This window comes from Microbacterium sp. ABRD28 (genome assembly GCF_003850245.1).
Taxonomy (GTDB): domain Bacteria; phylum Actinomycetota; class Actinomycetes; order Actinomycetales; family Microbacteriaceae; genus Microbacterium.
In genome coordinates, this window is sequence record NZ_CP031015.1 from 231,980 (window position 1) to 248,285 (window position 16,306).

15 protein-coding genes are annotated in these 16,306 nt (G+C 70.9%); 7 read left to right on the plus strand and 8 right to left on the minus strand.

Annotation, left to right across the window (positions count from 1 at the left end; genetic code table 11):
* Positions 1 to 72 precede the first annotated feature (72 nt).
* Positions 73 to 1,812, plus strand: coding sequence for an ABC transporter ATP-binding protein (locus DT073_RS01150; RefSeq protein WP_124291731.1), 1,740 nt, complete (start codon positions 73 to 75; stop codon positions 1,810 to 1,812).
* A 234-nt stretch (positions 1,813 to 2,046) separates the two neighbouring features.
* Here DT073_RS01150 and DT073_RS01155 read toward each other — a convergent pair whose 3' ends face one another.
* From DT073_RS01155 to DT073_RS01165, 3 genes are all read right to left on the minus strand, one after another.
* Entirely contained in the window at positions 2,047 to 3,006 is a 960-nt protein-coding gene (locus DT073_RS01155) for an ABC transporter permease (RefSeq protein ID WP_124291732.1), read from the minus strand.
* Entirely contained in the window at positions 3,003 to 4,007 is a 1,005-nt protein-coding gene (locus tag DT073_RS01160) for an ABC transporter permease (protein ID WP_124291733.1), read from the minus strand. Before DT073_RS01160 ends, DT073_RS01155 begins: the two co-directional genes overlap by 4 nt.
* A gap of 129 nt (positions 4,008 to 4,136) precedes the next feature.
* Positions 4,137 to 5,804, minus strand: coding sequence for an ABC transporter substrate-binding protein (locus DT073_RS01165; RefSeq protein ID WP_124291734.1), 1,668 nt, complete (start codon positions 5,802 to 5,804; stop codon positions 4,137 to 4,139).
* Positions 5,805 to 5,998: 194 nt separating this feature from the next.
* Between DT073_RS01165 and DT073_RS01170 the strand changes: the two genes are divergently transcribed.
* From DT073_RS01170 to DT073_RS01180, 3 genes are all read left to right on the plus strand, one after another.
* Positions 5,999 to 6,862 (plus strand): spermidine synthase, encoded by an 864-nt coding sequence (locus DT073_RS01170; protein WP_124291735.1) that lies wholly within the window; start codon positions 5,999 to 6,001, stop codon positions 6,860 to 6,862.
* Between the two features lie 109 nt (positions 6,863 to 6,971).
* Positions 6,972 to 7,499, plus strand: a complete 528-nt coding sequence (locus DT073_RS01175; protein WP_124291736.1) for a hypothetical protein — start codon at positions 6,972 to 6,974, stop codon at positions 7,497 to 7,499.
* 30 nt (positions 7,500 to 7,529) lie between these two features.
* Positions 7,530 to 8,084, plus strand: a complete 555-nt coding sequence (locus tag DT073_RS01180) for a SprT-like domain-containing protein (RefSeq protein WP_124291737.1) — start codon at positions 7,530 to 7,532, stop codon at positions 8,082 to 8,084.
* Here DT073_RS01180 and DT073_RS01185 read toward each other — a convergent pair.
* Positions 8,037 to 8,714 carry a 2-phosphosulfolactate phosphatase gene (locus DT073_RS01185; protein WP_124291738.1) on the minus strand — a complete coding sequence of 226 codons (678 nt, stop codon included), beginning with the start codon at positions 8,712 to 8,714 and terminating at the stop codon, positions 8,037 to 8,039. The two genes, DT073_RS01180 and DT073_RS01185, sit on opposite strands and share 48 nt — an antisense overlap.
* Before the next feature lie 52 nt (positions 8,715 to 8,766).
* Here DT073_RS01185 and DT073_RS01190 point away from each other — a divergent pair, with 52 nt between their 5' ends.
* Complete coding sequence (locus DT073_RS01190; RefSeq protein WP_124291739.1) at positions 8,767 to 9,285, plus strand: hypothetical protein; 519 nt, start codon at positions 8,767 to 8,769, stop codon at positions 9,283 to 9,285.
* Positions 9,286 to 9,359: 74 nt separating this feature from the next.
* On the opposite strand, the gene DT073_RS01195 is transcribed toward DT073_RS01190, so the two are convergent.
* From DT073_RS01195 to DT073_RS01210, 4 genes are all read right to left on the minus strand, one after another.
* Complete coding sequence (locus DT073_RS01195) at positions 9,360 to 10,832, minus strand: FtsX-like permease family protein (protein ID WP_240638672.1); 1,473 nt, start codon at positions 10,830 to 10,832, stop codon at positions 9,360 to 9,362.
* Positions 10,829 to 11,614: an ABC transporter ATP-binding protein gene (locus DT073_RS01200; RefSeq protein ID WP_124291740.1), complete on the minus strand. Its 786-nt coding sequence runs from the start codon at positions 11,612 to 11,614 to the stop codon at positions 10,829 to 10,831. The genes DT073_RS01195 and DT073_RS01200 overlap by 4 nt, the downstream gene beginning before the upstream one ends.
* A 123-nt stretch (positions 11,615 to 11,737) precedes the next feature.
* Complete coding sequence (locus DT073_RS01205) at positions 11,738 to 12,376, minus strand: response regulator transcription factor (RefSeq protein WP_124291741.1); 639 nt, start codon at positions 12,374 to 12,376, stop codon at positions 11,738 to 11,740.
* A gap of 64 nt (positions 12,377 to 12,440) precedes the next feature.
* Positions 12,441 to 13,619, minus strand: coding sequence for a histidine kinase (locus DT073_RS01210; protein WP_124291742.1), 1,179 nt, complete (start codon positions 13,617 to 13,619; stop codon positions 12,441 to 12,443).
* Positions 13,620 to 13,864: 245 nt separating this feature from the next.
* Here DT073_RS01210 and DT073_RS01215 point away from each other — a divergent pair, with 245 nt between their 5' ends.
* A complete protein-coding gene (locus DT073_RS01215; protein ID WP_124291743.1) occupies positions 13,865 to 14,713 on the plus strand; it encodes a nitrilase-related carbon-nitrogen hydrolase in 849 nt (282 codons plus the stop codon).
* Positions 14,714 to 14,870: 157 nt separating this feature from the next.
* Entirely contained in the window at positions 14,871 to 16,304 is a 1,434-nt protein-coding gene (gene hydA, locus DT073_RS01220; RefSeq protein ID WP_124291744.1) for a dihydropyrimidinase, read from the plus strand.
* Positions 16,305 to 16,306 lie beyond the last annotated feature (2 nt).

Sequence of the window (16,306 nt, forward strand, 5' to 3'; positions counted from 1 at the left end):
GGCAACGTTACGGATGCGTAAAGGCTCCCGGCGCCGGATGCGCCGAGACCCGCGCCGGGGCAGGATGGGGGGATGCCTCGATCTTTCGAGCGGCCCGCGGCAGGGACGCCGCTGCTGCAGGTCCGCGACATGGCCGTGGAGTTCCGCACCGTCGACGGGACGGTCCACGCCGTCGAAGGCGTCGACCTCGATCTCGCCGCCGGTGAGACCCTCGCCATCGTCGGCGAGTCGGGGTCGGGGAAGTCGACTACGGCGATGGCGGTGATCGGTCTCCTCCCGGGCAACGGGCGGGTGACGCAGGGCAGCATCCTCTTCGAGGGCGAGAACCTCGTCGGAGCCCCCGAATCGGTGATGCGCCAGGTGCGCGGCCGTTCGATCGGCCTCGTGCCGCAGGACCCGATGTCGAACCTCAACCCGGTCGCGAAGATCGGCACGCAGGTGGCCGAGACCCTTCTCGCGCACGGCCTGGCGACGCGCAAGGACGTCGACCGCAGGGTCGTCGAGACCCTCGAGGCGGCGGGTCTTCCCGACGCCGCCGCCCGCGCCAAGCAGTACCCGCACGAGTTCTCGGGCGGTATGCGCCAGCGCGCGCTCATCGCGATCGGTCTGGCGTGCAACCCCAAGCTCCTCATCGCCGACGAGCCCACGAGCGCGCTCGACGTGACGGTGCAGAAGACGATCCTCGATCAGCTCGACCGGATGACCAGCGACACGGGCACCTCGGTGATGCTCATCACGCACGACCTCGGCCTCGCCGCCGAGCGCGCCTCGCGCGTGGTCGTCATGCACCGCGGGCGCATCGTCGAGCAGGGGCCCGCGCGACAGATCCTCGAAGACCCGCAGCAGCCGTACACCCAGGCGCTGGTGAAGGCCGCCCCGTCGGTGGCGGCGGTGCGACTGCGTCCCGAGGCCTTCCGCCGGCCCGAGAAGACGGATGCCGCCGCGTCGGCCGCGCCCGCGGCATCCGTGTCCGTCGTCGAGAGCGCGCCGGCTGCGCCGGCCGGCGCGCGTGCCGAGGCGGCCCCGGATCACATCGTCGAGGTCGAGGGGCTGACCAAGGTCTTCCCGGTGCGGGGGCAGAAGGACGACTTCGTCGCCGTGAAGGACGTCTCGTTCGCGATCCCGCGCGGGCAGACCGTCGCGATCGTCGGTGAGTCGGGGTCGGGGAAGACCACGACAGCCCGGATGATGCTGAAGGTCGTCGAACCGACGAGCGGCACCATCTCGTTCGACGGGGTCGACGTGTCGACCCTCAAGGGGCGGGCGCTGAAGGACTTCCGCCAGAAGGTGCAGCCGATCTTCCAGGACCCCTACTCGTCGCTGAACCCGATGTTCACCATCGAGCGACTGATCGAGGAGCCGCTGGAGTTCTACCGGCGCGGGTCGTCGACCGAGCGCACCAAGCGGGTGCGGCAGCTGCTGGATGACGTGGCGCTGCCGGCCTCGATGATGCGCCGGTACCCGTCGGAGCTGTCGGGAGGCCAGCGTCAGCGCGTCGCGATCGCCCGGGCTCTCGCCCTGTCTCCCGAGCTGATCGTCTGCGACGAGCCCGTCTCGGCGCTCGACGTGCTCGTGCAGGATCAGGTGCTGCGGCTTCTGCGAGACCTGCAGCGCGAGTACGGGCTGAGCTATCTTTTCATCTCCCACGACCTCGCGGTGGTGCGGCTGATCAGCGACTACGTCTGCGTGATGAAGGACGGGCACCTCGTCGAGGCCGCGTCGGGCGAGGAGATCTTCACCAACCCGCGCGACCCCTACACGCGGCGTCTGCTCGCCTCGATCCCGGGCAACGAGCTCGACATCGCGGTCTGACCCCGCGCCGCGGCATCCGCTCCTCCACTGCCCTGCCCCTCCCGCGGCGATGGCTGCTCCCCCGTCACGATCCGCCCCTCACCCGCGCGCGGAGGGGCCGAACGTGACGGGGGAGACGCGGGGGTGTTCGCTCCCCCGTCACGATCCGCCCCTCACCCGCGCGCGGAGGGGCCGAACGTGACGGGGGAGTGGATGCGGGGGTGAGGCGTGAGGGCGCGGCGGGAGGGCGCGGCGCTAGCGGGCGCGGGTGCGGGGATCCATCGCTTCGCGCAGCGCCTCGCCGAGCAGGGTGAACCCCAGCGCGGTGATCGTGATGCAGGCACCGGGAAGGAACGCCAGCCACGGCGCGATCGCGAGCTCGAGCTGCGCGTAGGTGAGCATGCGCCCCCACTCCGCGGTCTGCGGAAGCCCCCCGCCGAGACCGAGGAACGACAGCGCGGCCGCCTCGATCACCGCGGTCGCCAGCGACAGCGTGCCCTGCACGATGACCGGACCGATGGCGTTGGGCAGCACGTGGCTCATCGTGATCTTGCCGCGGCCGAGGCCGAGCGTCTGGGCCGACAGCACGTAGTCGGCCGACCGCTGCTGGAGCATCGACGCCCGCAGAAGCCGCGCGAACACCGGCACCTGCGCGGCACCGATCGCGATCATCACCGACAGCTGGGTCTGCCCGAGGATCGCCGCGATCGACACCGCCAGCAGCAGCGACGGCACCGAGAGCAGGATGTCGACGAAGCGCATCACGACGACGTCGACCCAGCCGCCGAACGCGCCGGCGATGAGGCCGAGCAGCATGCCGCCGAGAAGACCGAAAGCGGTCGAGACCACGCCGATCGTGAGCGACGCCTGCGCGCCCCAGATGAGCTTGGACAGCACATCGCCGCCGAAGCGGTCGAGTCCGAGCGGGAACTGCGGGAGCTCCCCCGGACCCGGGATGTAGGTCGGTGTGATGTACCGCTGGCCCGGCAGTTCGGTCGGGCCGTAGGGCGCGAGCACGGGCGCGAGGGCGGCGACGAGGATGAACAGGGCGATGATGACCGCCCCCACCCATGCCGAGGGGTTCCGACGCAGCCGCCGGAACACGTCGCGCCAGAAGCCGCCGCGCACCTGCGCGCCCAGCAGCTCCCGATCATCGATCGCGGTGTCGTCGACCGGCCCGCCGCTGGGGGCGGGGGGAAGCATCGCCGAGGTCATTGGACCCTCACTCTCGGGTCGATGAAGCTGTACGAGACATCCACGATCAGGTTGATCAGGGCGTACGCGATCGCGATGAAGATGATGAAGCCCTGCAGCACCGGGAAGTCACGGGTGAAGATGGCGCGGGCGAGGAACGATCCGATGCCGGGGAAGGCGAACACCGTCTCGGTGAGCACCGCCCCCGAGATGAGCAGTCCCGTCTGCAGACCCACCGTCGTGACGACCGGGAGCAGCGCGTTGCGCAGGATGAACCGCCCGCGGATCGTGCCCCGCGGCACGCCCTTGGCCATGCCGGTGCGGACGTAGTCGGCGTTCTGCACCTCGAGCACCGAGGCGCGGGTGATCCGCACGATGATCGCCAGGGGGATCGTCGCGAGCGCCACCGCGGGCAGGATCAGGTGCAGGATCGCGTCCCACGCGGCATCCCATTCGCCGGTGATGATCCCGTCGAGGATGTAGAAGTTCGTGTAGTGGGTCGCATCGATGCGCGGATCCTGTCGACCCTCCGACGGCAGCCAGCCCAGCTGCACCGCGAACACCCACTTCAGCAGGAACGCGAGGAAGAACACCGGGATCGTGATGCCGAGGAGGCTCGCGGCCACGGTGAGATGGTCGGTGGCCTTGCCGTGCCGGCGGGCGGCCCAGTATCCGAGGGGGATGCCGACGCCGACGGCGATGAGGAGCGCGGCGCTGGAGAGCTCGAGGGTCGCCGGGAAACGGCGCCAGAACTCTTCGGTGACGGCCCGCCCGGTCTGGATCGACGTGCCGAAGTCGCCCTGCAGCAGGCGCCCGAGCCAGACGATGTACTGCTCGAACAGCGGCCGATCGAACCCGTAGAGCCGGTTGATCTCGGCGACCGCCTCGGGGGTCGCCCGCTCACCGAGGAGCGCGACGGCGGGCCCGCCCGGCAGGGCGCGGACCCAGAGGAACAGCAGGATGGACAACCCGAACAGCGTCGGGATGAGCAAGAGGATCCTCTTGCCGATGGTGCGTATCACGGAAGGCAGCCTTCGAGGACGAGCGCCCCGGCTCCGGCAAGGGGGCCGGGGGCGCGGTCGTGCGGAGGAGAAGACGAGCGGATGTCGCGGCGCGGCGTGCGAGGCCGCGCCGCGACATCCGGATCGTCGTTACTCGGAGAGCTCGACCAGGTTGTAGACCTCGTCCTGCACGGGGCTCGCCGGGTACGAGGTGACGCGCTCGTCGAAGACGAGGGTCGGCACCGGGTGGGCGAGCGGAATCCCCGGGAGGAACTCCATGATCTGCGCGTTCGCGTCGGCGTAGGCCGACTCCTGCTCGTCGGCCGTGGCCAGGCCCCGACCGGTGGTCAACGCGCTGAAGATCTCGGCGTTGTCGAAGCCCCACTCGTTCGACGGTGCGCCGAAGAACGTCCCCACGAAGTTGTCGGGGTCGTTGTAGTCACCGGTCCAGCCGAGCAGGTGGATGCCGTGCTCGCTGCCGCCCTGGATGAGGTCGAGGTACTCGCCCCACTCGTTCGAGACGGGGTTGAGCACGATGCCGACGGCCTCGAGCTGAGACTGCAGGTTGGTGAAGATCTGCTCGGGGTTGGGCATGTACGGCCGCGAGATGTTGACCGGGTAGTTGAACGTGATGGTGAGGGGGTTCGACTCGTCGAAGCCCGCCTCGGCCAGCAGCGCCTGGGCCTGCTCGGGGTCGTACTCGTAGGTGGCGACGTCGGGGTTCCAGCCGATCACGCTGTCGGGCATGAACTGCGTGGCGACCTCGGTGCCCTCGGGGAGCACCTGCGAGATCAGCTGCTCCTTGTCGATCGCGTGGGCGATCGCCTGGCGGACGCGCTCGTCGGCGAGCTCGGGAACGGCCTGGTTCATGCCGAGGTAGAGCACGTTGAACGGGTCGCGGTTGATGAGGGTGAAGCCCGCCTCCTCCAGCGCGCCGAGGTCGGCGGGGGCGACGAGGTCGTAGCCGTCGATGCTTCCGGATTCCAGCGCCTGGCGCCGCGCGGTGGTGTCGCCGATCACCTGGAAGATGATCTCCTCGACGACGCCCTGCTCGCCCCAGTAGTCCTCGTAAGCGGTGAGGGTGGTGGTGCTGCCCGGGTCCCACGACTCGAACTGGAACGGACCGGTGCCGGTCGGGTGCCCCGTGGCGTACTCGCTGAGGGTCGGGGCCTCGGAGGTGCCGCCGACGTCGTCGGCGCCGTACTCCTCCAGCGCGGTGGGGCTCTGCATCGCGAAGGCGGGGAGCGACAGCGCAGGGATGAACCCGGCGAAGGGCTCGGTCAGCGTGACGGTGACCTCGGTGTCGCCGTTCGGCTCGCACCCGCCGTAGATCGAGGTGCCCGTGTCGGCGTAGCCGCGCATGAGCTTGCCCCAGTAGTACGACAGGCTCTCGCTCTGGGCGATGCCGGTGAAGTTGTTCTGGCGGTCGAAGTTGAAGCACACCGCTTCGGCGTTGAAGGGGGTGCCGTCGTGGAAGGTGACGCCCTCCTCGAGGGTGAAGGTGTAGCTCAATCCGTCCTCGGACTGCTCCCAGCTGCTGGCCAGGAGCGGCGCGGGGTCGGCCGTCCCAGGCTCGACGCCCACGAGGCCTTCGAAGATCTGCCTGGAGACGCGGAACGATTCGCCGTCGCTGGCGAACGCCGGATCCAGGCTCGACACGTCACCGGAGGCGCCGAAGATGAACGTCGAGTCGACGTCGCTCGGCTCCTCGCTTCCGCCGCCCTCCTCGCGCTGGCTCGCGCAGGCCGTCAGGATCAGCGATCCGACGGCGATGGCGGCAGCGCCGGCGAGCAGGCGCTTTCTCGTTGAGTGAAGCATCGTGTACTGCACCTTCCTTTTCGAGGGTCCCTTTCGGGTCGCGAGCACAGCGACGTGTGTGACAGCACCGGCCCACGGAGTGTGATCCCTCGACCGTACCCGCGCGCCGTCGCACGGATGGTCACGGTGAGGTTGCGATTCTGTTTCGGCGGCTGGGGGGAAGAAGGAGGGATGCCGCGGACTAGCGTTGAGCCATGGCGCGCGCTCGGGTGGAACAGGTGCGACCCTCGGCGCGGCTCGGCGACGGGACGCTCGCGATGATCGCGCCGTCGGAGTACGACACCGGCTGGGAGCTCATCGTCGACGGCACGCCGCAGTCGCACGTCGACCTCGACGACCCCACGCACCTGCACTTCGAGTACGTGTCGCGGATGGCGGCGGTGATCGACCGCCTGAAGCTCCCGGGTCAGCCCCTCACCGCCGTGCACCTGGGCGCCGGCGCGCTGACGGTGCCGCGGTACATCGAGGCGACCCGGCCGGGGTCGCGCCAGCAGGTCATCGAGCTCGAACAGCCCCTGGTCGACCTCGTGCGCGAGCATCTGCCCCTTCCGCGCGGGGCGGCGATCAGGATGCGGATCGGCGACGCCCGACGGGGCCTGGCCCGGCTTCCGCGCGCCCTGGTCGGCGCCGTCGACGTGCTCGTCTCCGACGTCTACGCCGGCGCGCAGACCCCGGCGCACCTGACGACGGTGGAGTTCTACCGTGAGGCCGCCGCACTCCTCGCCCCCGACGGAGTGCTGCTGGTCAACGTCGCCGACGGCGCCGGGCTCGCCTTCGCCCGCCGACAGGTCGCGACGGTGCGCGAGGCGCTCCCCCACGTCATCGTGCTGGCCGAGGTGCAGACGCTGAAGGGTCGTCGGTTCGGCAACCTCGTTGTCGCCGCCTCACCCACGCCCCTGCCGACCCAGTGGCTGCCGCGGCTGATGGCCGCAGGCCCTCACCCGGCGAAGGTGGCCGAGGGCGAGGAGGTCGTCGAGTTCGCGCGCGGCGCGCGCATCGCGACCGACGGCGACGCGACGCCGTCGCCCAAGCCCGCGGCATCCGTCTTCGAACGGTGAATCGCGATCCTGATGCCGCCCTGCGGCGTGCCACGCCGGCGCCGGCGCCGCGGTCGCGCAGACTGGGGGAGCGTGGGCGCGGGACCCTCGAGCGTGGAAGGAGTCGATCATGAGCTACATCCTGGGATACGACCCCGACACCCTGCGGGAGCAGGTCGACCCTGTCCGCTGCGAGGGGCGCCTGGACGAGATCGGCGAGCAGCGGAGCCTGCCGGCTCTGCTCGAACGGGTGTGGCTGCTGAAGGTGCTCGATCGACTCGATGACGCGCTGGTGCTCTCGGAGCAGTCGGTGCGGGTGGCCCGGATGGCGGGGACGCGGAAAGACCTGCTGCGCGCCCGCATTCTCCACGCCACCGTGCTGCAGGTGCGCGGACAGCTCGCCGCCGCCGAGCAGGAACTCACCGCGTGCGCCGAAGAGGCCGATGGTCAGGGCTGGTCGGGCATCGCGGCCTTCGCGTACCAGCATCGCGGCAAGACCCGCTACGACGGCGAGGACTACGACGCCGCGCGCACCGACTTCAAGCGCGCCCTGTTCCTCCGGCAGGAGTCGGGGGCCCCGGACGATCAGCTCGAATCGACGCTGTTGGCGATCGATGCGTCCGAGCGGCGGCGCATGCGGTCGTCGGTCGCGAGCTGAGTGTCGTAGGTACGTTCTACTGTTTCGGGCATGTCAGAACCTGAACGTGTGCGCGTCTGGGCGAACGCCCTGATCGACCAGCATCTCGGCCCCTCCTGGACCTTCGGCTTCGACAACGCCAAGCGGCGTGCCGGCCTCTGCGATTTCCGGCGCAAGCGCATCAGCGTCTCGCGCTACCTGTCGGCGCGCTACGACGACGACACCAACCATCAGACCCTTCTGCACGAGGTCGCCCACGCCCTCGCGGGGCCTGCGGCCGGACACGGCGCGGAGTGGAAGCGCATCGCGCGGAGCCTGGGCTACGTCGGGGGAACGACCCACGACGGTGAGACGGCTGTCGAGCTCGCGCCCTGGGTGGGGGTGTGCCCCGCCGGGCACACCGCGTACCGGCATCGGCGCCCGCCGCGCGCGACGTCGTGCGTCGCGTGCGCGCCGCGCTTCGACCGCCGTCATCTGTTCACCTGGACGCGGCGAGAGATCTCGGCGGCGACCCGGCTGGCGGCGATGACACCACGAGGGGATGCCGCCCCGGTCGAGTCAGATCCCGACGATGCGGGCCCCGCGCACGATCGGCACCGCTTCTGAGGCATCGATCTCGGCGGCTCGGACGACGTCTGACCGCAGGTCTTTCTCGATGAGTTCCTGGCCTGAGCCGCTCGCGGTGAGGAGGTGACGCACGGCGCCGCGGAGGCCGCGGAACGCTTCGCCCGCCGTCGCGGCCTCGGGTGAGGAGTGGTCGATCCCCCGGGTCGTGAGGGCGTCGATGACGGCGCCCGCACCGAGGAGATCCTCGACGGCGAAGCGCAGCGGCGCGCCGCCATGACCGAGCTCACCGGCGGGGATGATCGAGATCGAGGTGCGGCGGCCACGGCGCTCCTGCTCATCGGCGATCGCCTGAGCGACGGCGGAGGCGTTGCGAAGTCCCGCGAGGAGGACGACCGGGGCGGAGGGTTCGTCCTCGACCGCGTGGGGGCCGGTCTGGTCGGGGCCTGCGGCGGCTGCGGCCGCGGCGACCCGGGCGCCGTTGAGTGACACGGCGAAGGCCGCGTCATCCAGCATCATCTCCTCGCCTCGCTCGACCACGTCGATCACGGTGCTGGAGAAGCGGAGCACGTCGACGACGACCACGATGTCGGCGGGCGCGAGGCGCGCGAGGGCGTCGAGCCCCCAGTCCAGACGCACCTGGTACCGGGACTGATCGAAGGGCGAGGCCATTCCGTCAGCCTAAACGGGCGAGGCGGGCGACGCGGAATGACAGAGTGGGCACATGCGGATCATGCTCAAGCTCGTCATCGACTGCGATGCGGATGCCGCCTGGCGGGCGCTGCACTCCCCGCGCGCGGTTGCGGAACTGTACGGCCCGCTGGTGCAGCTGGCACCCCTCGAACCCGACGCGCTCCCGACCGCCTGGGAGCCGGGAGCGGAGGTCGGGGTAGAGATGAGCCTCGGCGGGCGGGTGTCGCTCGGCCGCCAGATCATCCACGCGAGCGACCGGACGATGAAGGGCCCGGACGGGCCGATCCGCATCTTCCGCGACAGCGGCATCCCGATCTCCGGGCCGCTCGCGGCCCTCGACGTCTGGGACCACCAGATGGCGGTGTCGCCGGCGCCCGGCGACCCGACGAAGACCCTGTGGCGCGACCGCCTCGTCATCGGCGGGGCGGCCGCGCCGGTGCTCTGGCCGGGCCTCTGGGCGGCGTGGCAGTGGCGCGCGGCACGCATCCGCGCACTCGCCCCGACGTGGGCGCACGAGCCGGCACCGGAGGATCCGGCGGCGGGCGCCTGACCGCCCGCCCCGCTCGATTCGTCGCAGCCGCCGCACCCACCCCGGCCGCGGTGTGGTGCGGCGCGCGCGGCGCGTCACTCGGCGAGCGCCTCCACCGGCGCGACCCGGGTCGCGAGGCGCGTGGGCACCACCGCGGCCACGAGGGTGAGCACCGCGGTCGCCGCGACCACGATGAGCACCGGAACGAGCGGCACCGCCGGCCACACGAAGGTCGGCCCCGGCGGAAGGCTCGGGTCGCCGGACACCGAGCCGAGCAGCGACTGCGCGCCGGCCCACCCGTATGCGACGCCGAGGACGAGACCGGTCGCGAGGGCGGCGATGGTGAGGTGCGCGGCTTCGAGCAGCACGACCCGGCGCACCTGGGGCGCCGTCAGGCCGAGGGCGCGGAGGAGCCTGAGCTCGCGACGGCGCTGCACGACACCCAGGGTGAGGAGGTTGACCAGACCCACCGCGGCGATCACCGCCGAGACGGCCACGAGCCCCATCATGACCGCGGCGAAGGTGTCGAGCACCGCTGCCATCTCGGTCAGCAGCTCGCCACCCGCCGACGCGGTGAGCACCGCCTTGGTCGACTCGATTGCGACGGCGAACATCGTCACGAGCGTCACCCCCATCACCACCCCGATCGCCATACGGCTCGAGCGCTCGGGGTAGCGGAGCGCGTTCTCGGCGGCCAGCCGCGCCGTGGCCGACCCGCCGAACAGCCGACCGATCAGCCGCAGGACCGGCGGCATGAGAAGGCTCGCCCCCAGCGCGATGCCGGTGAAGGAGAAGATGCCGCCGATGAACGCGACCGCGACCCCCAGCGGAGTGACGAGCCCGAGCGCGATGCCGGCCGCGAGGAGCGCACCGCCGACCGCGAACAGCGCGACGGCGGTGAGGTTGCGCCCGGTGCGACGGACGACCTCCTCACGCGTGACCTCGACGGCGCCCCCGAGGGCCTGCATCGGGGTGACGGTCAGCACACGCCGCGATCCGGCCCACGCCGCGACCCAGGTGGTGAGCGCGACGATCGTCGCGGGCACGAGCAGTTCGCCGGTGACGACACCGTACGAGACGCCGTCGAGCCCGAGCAGCTCGGTGCCGACGACCACGCCGAGCGCGGCGACGCCGGTACCGGCGACGAGGCCGCCGAGAGCGCCGATGACGCCGACGACGAGTCCCTGCCGGGCGACCTCCTGACGCTGCGCGCGCGCCGAGGCGCCGATGAGGCGCATGAGCGCGATCTGTCGGGTGCGCCCGGCGACCACGGTGGCGAAGGTGTTCGCGGTGACGATCCCGGCCACGTAGACCGCGACGCCGACGAGGATGACGGTGAGGAAGCTCAGCACGAACGCCAGCGTCCCGCTGTCTCCGAGGTAGGGGTCGGCGCGGAGGATCGCAGCGAGGAACCCCGTGACCGAGACGAGGAGCACGCCGAAGGCGCTCGAGATGCCGGCGACGAGGATGCTCGCGCCCATGCCGCGTTCGCGCAGGAACGCCCATCGCGGGGCGGCGGTCCGCGACATCCGGTCTGTTCTGTCGTCCGCCAGGGCGACCGCGCTCATGCCGTCACCTGCGCGGATGCGGGGCCCGACAGCTCGCCGGCGAGGAGGAAGGCCGAGATCTCTTCGGCGCTCTGTCGCGGCTTGTCGGCGGCGATGCGGCCGTCGCCGAGCACGATCACGCGGTCGGCGTGGCTGGCGGCCACAGGGTCGTGGGTGACCATCGCGATGGACTGGCCGTGCTCCCGGCTGGCATCGGCGAGGAGGCGCAGCACCTCGCGACCGCTGCGGGAATCGAGGTTGCCGGTCGGCTCGTCGGCGAACACCACGTCGGGGGCGGTGGCGAGGGCGCGGGCGATCGCGACGCGCTGCTGCTGGCCGCCCGAGAGCTGGTGCGGACGGTGGCCGAGCCGAGAGGCGAGCCCGAGCGATGCGACGAGCCGGTCGATGCGCGCGCGCTCGAGCGCAGAGGGACGCCTCCCGTCGAGGTCGAAGGGCAGCAGGATGTTGCCCAGGGCGTCGAGGGTCGGCACGAGGTTGAACGCCTGGAAGACGAACCCGACGCGCCGGCGCCGCAGGATGGTGAGCTCGAGGTCGGTCAGGCCGCTGATCTCGGTGTCGCCGAGCCACGCACGGCCCGACGTCGGGGCGTCGAGTCCCGCCATGACGTGCATGAGCGTGGACTTGCCCGAGCCGGACGGCCCCATGATCGCGGTGAACTCGCCGCGGCGGATGCCGATGGTCACGCCGTCGAGCGCGCGTACCGCGCTGTCGCCCGTGCCGTAGGTCTTGGTCAGCTGCTGCACCCGGGCAGCCAGGCCCAGGTCAGTGGAGGTGATGTGCATGCCTTCGACGCTAGGAATCAGCGGGGTGCGGGCGCGTCGGCCCCGCGGCCGATCCGTGTACATCGGAAGGATGACGCGGGGCGGCCGCACTGGTCGGGCGCGGGGCGTTTCGACGCGCTGCGCTCAGGCGAGGCCGTGCTCGAAGGCGAAGACCACCAGCTGCACGCGATCGCGGAGCGCGAGCTTGGTCAGGATGCGACTGATGTGCGTCTTGACCGTGGCCTCCGAGAGGTACTCCCGGGCGGCGATCTCGGCATTGGAGAGCCCGCGCGCGGCGAGCGCGAAGATCTCGCGCTCGCGCTCGGTCAGCTCGCCGAACGCGGCCGGTGCCGCCCGCGGCGCGGCATCGGCGAAACGGGCGAACAGATCACGGGTCGCCGAGGCGGCGATCACCGCCGACCCCGCATGCACGGTGCGGATCGCGGCCAGCAGGAACTCGGGGTCGGCGTCTTTCAGCAGGAATCCGCTCGCGCCCCCGCGGATCGCCCGCGCCGCAGCTTCGTCGAGGTCGAACGTGGTCAGCATCACCACCCGCGGCGGGTCGGGATCGCGCAGCAGTTCGGCGGTGGCGGCGAGGCCGTCCATCACCGGCATCCGGATGTCCATCAGCACCACGTCGGGCCGCGCCGACCGCACGACCGCGAGCGCCTCGCGTCCGTCGGCGGCTTCGCCGACGACCTCGAGGTCGGGCTGAGAGTCGACAACCATGCGAATCCCCGCCCGGAAGAGCGCCTGATCGTCGACCAGCACGACGCGGATCACGGCCTTGTCCCCTTCGCGCGACCCGCGGTCGTGCGCAGCCGAGGGGTGCGCGGCCGGGAGCGGGTCATGCCGGAACCTCCACCGGGATCCAGGCCCGTACGGTGAACGCGCCAGTCTCCTCTGCCGCGGAGAACTCTCCGCCCGCGAGCTGGGTGCGCTCGCGCATGCCGATCACCCCGTGCCCCGTGCGGGTCGGGACCGATGACCCGGCCGCGACGGGGTTGCTCACGGTGAGGTCGACACGCTTCGCGCCCCACGACAGCTGCACGTCGACCGGGCCGCCCGCCTCCCCGTGCCGGAGCGCGTTCGTCAGCGCCTCCTGCAGGATGCGGTACACAGCGATCTGCACCGATGCCGGCGGCTCGCCCGGCGGGGCGGGATCGATGTCGACGCGCAGGTCGACACCCGCGGCGCGCACCTGCGCCCACAACTCCTCGAGGTCGGCCAGGCCCGGCTGCGGGCCGTCGCCCTGGCTGTGGCGCAGCTGCGTCAGCAGCAGCCGCACGTCGGCGAGCGCGGCGCGAGCCGTCGACGAGATCGTCTGCAGGGCGGCCGTCGCCGCCTGCGGATCGGCCGCGGCGGCGTACCGCGCCCCATCGGCCTGAGCGACGACCACCGCCAGCGAATGGGCGACGACGTCGTGCATGTCGCGCGCGATCCGCGCGCGCTCGAACTCCGAGCGCGCCTCCTCCTCGGCGCGCTCCTGGGCGAGGCGGTTCTCGCGCGCGCGCCGCGCGGTGCGCACGAGGGCTCCGCAGGTCCAGGCGAGCATCAGCGCGAAGGTCGCTCCTCCGAGCACGATCACCGCGATGGGCAGCACCGACAGGTCGAGGGGCGCCGAGGAGAGCGGCCCGAGGTACAGATAGAGGGTGATCACGATGGCGCCCGTCACCGCCGACGCGAGCCCGGCCCAGAACACGCGGATGCTGCCGTAGGCCGCCGTGGCGTAGAGCACGCCGAAGATCGCGACGTCGACCAGGCTCGGCCCGCGCAGCAGGCTCATCTGCAGAACAGCGCCCGCCCACGCCAGCGCCAGCGCCACCCCCGGCGAGAACCGGCGGAACCCCAGCGCCACGCTGAACAGCAGCACGTAACCGACGACCCCGAGCACGGTCAGCGTCCCGGTGGGTGGCCCGAGCACCCCGACACCCGCGTTCAGCTCGAAGACGACGGCGACGAAGAAGAAGCCGGCCGCCAGCGCGATGTCGGTCGCGGTCTGGAGGGGACGAAGCGGTCGGAACACCGTTTCACGCTAGAGGAGTGGATGCCGCGTGGCATCCGTCCTCCGATGTATCTCCGCGACGCGGACACCGCCCCTTGTGGGCGCGCGGCCGAGGCTTTACTGTCCGGACACAGGCCGAAACCGGCGGGAAACGTCCGGGAAGAAGGATCAGTCCACGGGGTGAGTACTCACCGGACGGTCCCGACACCGGTCCCCGTCGGCGTCAGCACGAAGAAGTACTGGACGACACGGATGGAGATGCGTAGATGACGACGGTGCGCGCAGCGATCACACAGACCACCTGGACCGGCGACAAGGAGTCGATGCTCGACAAGCACGAGGGCTTCGCTCGGGATGCCACCGCACAGGGCGCACAGGTGGTGTGCTTCCAGGAGCTGTTCTACGGGCCCTACTTCGGGATCACGCAGGACAAGAAGTACTACCGCTTCGCCGAGGCCGCCGACGGCCCGATCGTGCAGCGCTTCGCCGCGCTCGCCAAGGAGCTGGGCACCGTGATGGTCCTGCCCATCTACGAGGAGGCCGAGACCGGGGTGTACTACAACACCGCGGTTCTGGTCGATGCCGACGGCACCATCCTCGGGAAATACCGCAAGCACCACCTCCCCCACCTCGACCGGTTCTGGGAGAAGTTCTACTTCCGTCCGGGAAACCTCGGCTACCCCGTCTTCGACAGCGCTGTCGGCCGGATCGGCATGTACATCTGCTACGACCGGCACTTCCCGGAGGGGTGGCGCGAACTCGGCCTGAACGACGCGCACATGGTGTTCAACCCCAACGCCACCAAGCCCGGCCTGTCGAACCGGCTCTGGGAGGTGGAGGGGCCCGCGGCCGCGGTCGCCAACGGCTACTTCGTGCTGCAGCCCAACCGGGTGGGCCGCGAGGACAACGAGTACGGCGACCTCGCGGTGGACTTCTACGGCACCAGCCAGGTGATCGACCCGCGGGGGAACTTCGTCGGCGAGCGCGGTTCGGGCACCGAGGAGGAGATCCTCGTGCGCGACCTCGACATGGAGATGGTGCGGGAGATGCGCGACGACTGGCAGTTCTACCGCGATCGTCGCCCCGACTCCTACACGAAGATCGCCCGCCCCTGACATCCATACCCATCGACATGAGCACGCGGACGAGCGGAGCGGCGCAGGCAGCGCCGACGCTGGCATCGGGTCTGGCGGGAGCGCCGGCCGAAGGCCGACGCGGGGGCATGCGTCGGCGCTGCCTGCGCCGCGCAGCAACAACCAAGGAGATCACTTCATGACCACCACACTCATCACCGGAGGCACCGTCGTCTCCGCGACCGGCCGCGGCGACGCCGACGTGCTCATCGACGGCGAGACCATCGTCGCGGTGCTGGCACCCGGTTCGCAGCTGCTCGGCACCGACCTGGCGGCATCCGTCGACACCGTCATCGACGCGACCGGCAAGTACGTGATCCCGGGCGGCATCGACGCCCACACCCACATGGAGCTGCCGTTCGGGGGCACCGCCGCCTCGGACACCTTCGAGACCGGCACGCGTGCCGCAGCATGGGGCGGGACGACGAGCATCATCGACTTCGCCGTGCAGCGCTACGGCGAGCGCGTCGAAGACGGACTCGCCGCGTGGCACGAGAAGGCCGCCGGCAACTGCGCGATCGATTACGGGTTCCACCAGATCATCGGCGGGGTCGACGACGACTCGCTCCGGGCGATGGACTCCCTCATCGACGAGGGGGTGACGAGCTTCAAGCTCTTCATGGCCTACCCCGGGGTGTTCTACTCCGACGACGCCCAGATCCTGCGGGCGATGCAGAAGTCGGCCGACACGGGCCTGCTGACGATGATGCACGCCGAGAACGGCCCCGCCATCGACGTGCTGGCCGCCCAGCTCGCCGAGGTCGGCAAGAAGGCGCCGTACTACCACGGCATCGCCCGCGCATGGCAGATGGAGGAGGAGGCCACCCACCGCGCGATCATGCTGGCGAACCTCACCGGCGCCCCGCTGTACGTGGTGCACGTCAGCGCCAAGCAGGCCGTCGACCAGCTGGCCTGGGCCCGCGATCAGGGCTGGAACGTCTTCGGCGAGACCTGCCCCCAGTACCTCTACCTCTCGCTCGAGGAGCAGCTGGGCGCCTTCAGCGAGGAGTGGGGTCAGTTCGAGGGCGCGAAGTGGGTGTGCTCCACGCCGCTGCGCAGCCGCAGCGAGGGCCATCAGCACCACATGTGGCAGGCCCTGCGCACGAACGACATCCAGATGGTCTCCACCGACCACTGCCCGTTCTGCATGAAGGGGCAGAAGGAGCTGGGGAAGGATGACTTCCGCGCGATCCCCAACGGGATCGGCTCGGTCGAGCACCGCATGGACCTGATGTACCAGGGCGTCGTCACCGGGAAGATCACACTCGAGCGCTGGGTGGAACTGACCTCCACGACGCCGGCGCGGATGTTCGGCCTCTACGGCAAGAAGGGGGTGATCCAGCCCGGCGCCGACGGCGACGTCGTGGTCTACGACCCCCACGGGCACACCACCATCTCTGCGGCCAGCCACCACATGAACATGGATCACTCGGCGTGGGAGGGCTTCGAGATCGACGGGCACGTCGACACCGTCATCTCCCGGGGCAAGGTCATCGTCGACGGCGGCACCTACCACGGCGGCAAGGGCGACGGGCAGTACCTGCGCCGTGGCCTCAGCCAGTACCTGGTGTGACG

Bases quoted from the DNA above. Each gene is read 5' to 3' on its own strand.
- DT073_RS01150 (WP_124291731.1), top strand. From the start codon at position 73: ATGCCTCGATCTTTCGAGCGGCCCGCGGCAGGGACGCCGCTGCTGCAG.
- DT073_RS01155 (WP_124291732.1), bottom strand. From the start codon at position 3,006: ATGACCTCGGCGATGCTTCCCCCCGCCCCCAGCGGCGGGCCGGTCGAC.
- DT073_RS01165 (WP_124291734.1), bottom strand. From the start codon at position 5,804: ATGCTTCACTCAACGAGAAAGCGCCTGCTCGCCGGCGCTGCCGCCATC.
- DT073_RS01170 (WP_124291735.1), top strand. From the start codon at position 5,999: ATGGCGCGCGCTCGGGTGGAACAGGTGCGACCCTCGGCGCGGCTCGGC.
- DT073_RS01175 (WP_124291736.1), top strand. From the start codon at position 6,972: ATGAGCTACATCCTGGGATACGACCCCGACACCCTGCGGGAGCAGGTC.
- DT073_RS01180 (WP_124291737.1), top strand. From the start codon at position 7,530: ATGTCAGAACCTGAACGTGTGCGCGTCTGGGCGAACGCCCTGATCGAC.
- DT073_RS01185 (WP_124291738.1), bottom strand. From the start codon at position 8,714: ATGGCCTCGCCCTTCGATCAGTCCCGGTACCAGGTGCGTCTGGACTGG.
- DT073_RS01190 (WP_124291739.1), top strand. From the start codon at position 8,767: ATGCGGATCATGCTCAAGCTCGTCATCGACTGCGATGCGGATGCCGCC.
- DT073_RS01195 (WP_240638672.1), bottom strand. From the start codon at position 10,832: ATGAGCGCGGTCGCCCTGGCGGACGACAGAACAGACCGGATGTCGCGG.
- DT073_RS01200 (WP_124291740.1), bottom strand. From the start codon at position 11,614: ATGCACATCACCTCCACTGACCTGGGCCTGGCTGCCCGGGTGCAGCAG.
- DT073_RS01215 (WP_124291743.1), top strand. From the start codon at position 13,865: ATGACGACGGTGCGCGCAGCGATCACACAGACCACCTGGACCGGCGAC.
- hydA (WP_124291744.1), top strand. From the start codon at position 14,871: ATGACCACCACACTCATCACCGGAGGCACCGTCGTCTCCGCGACCGGC.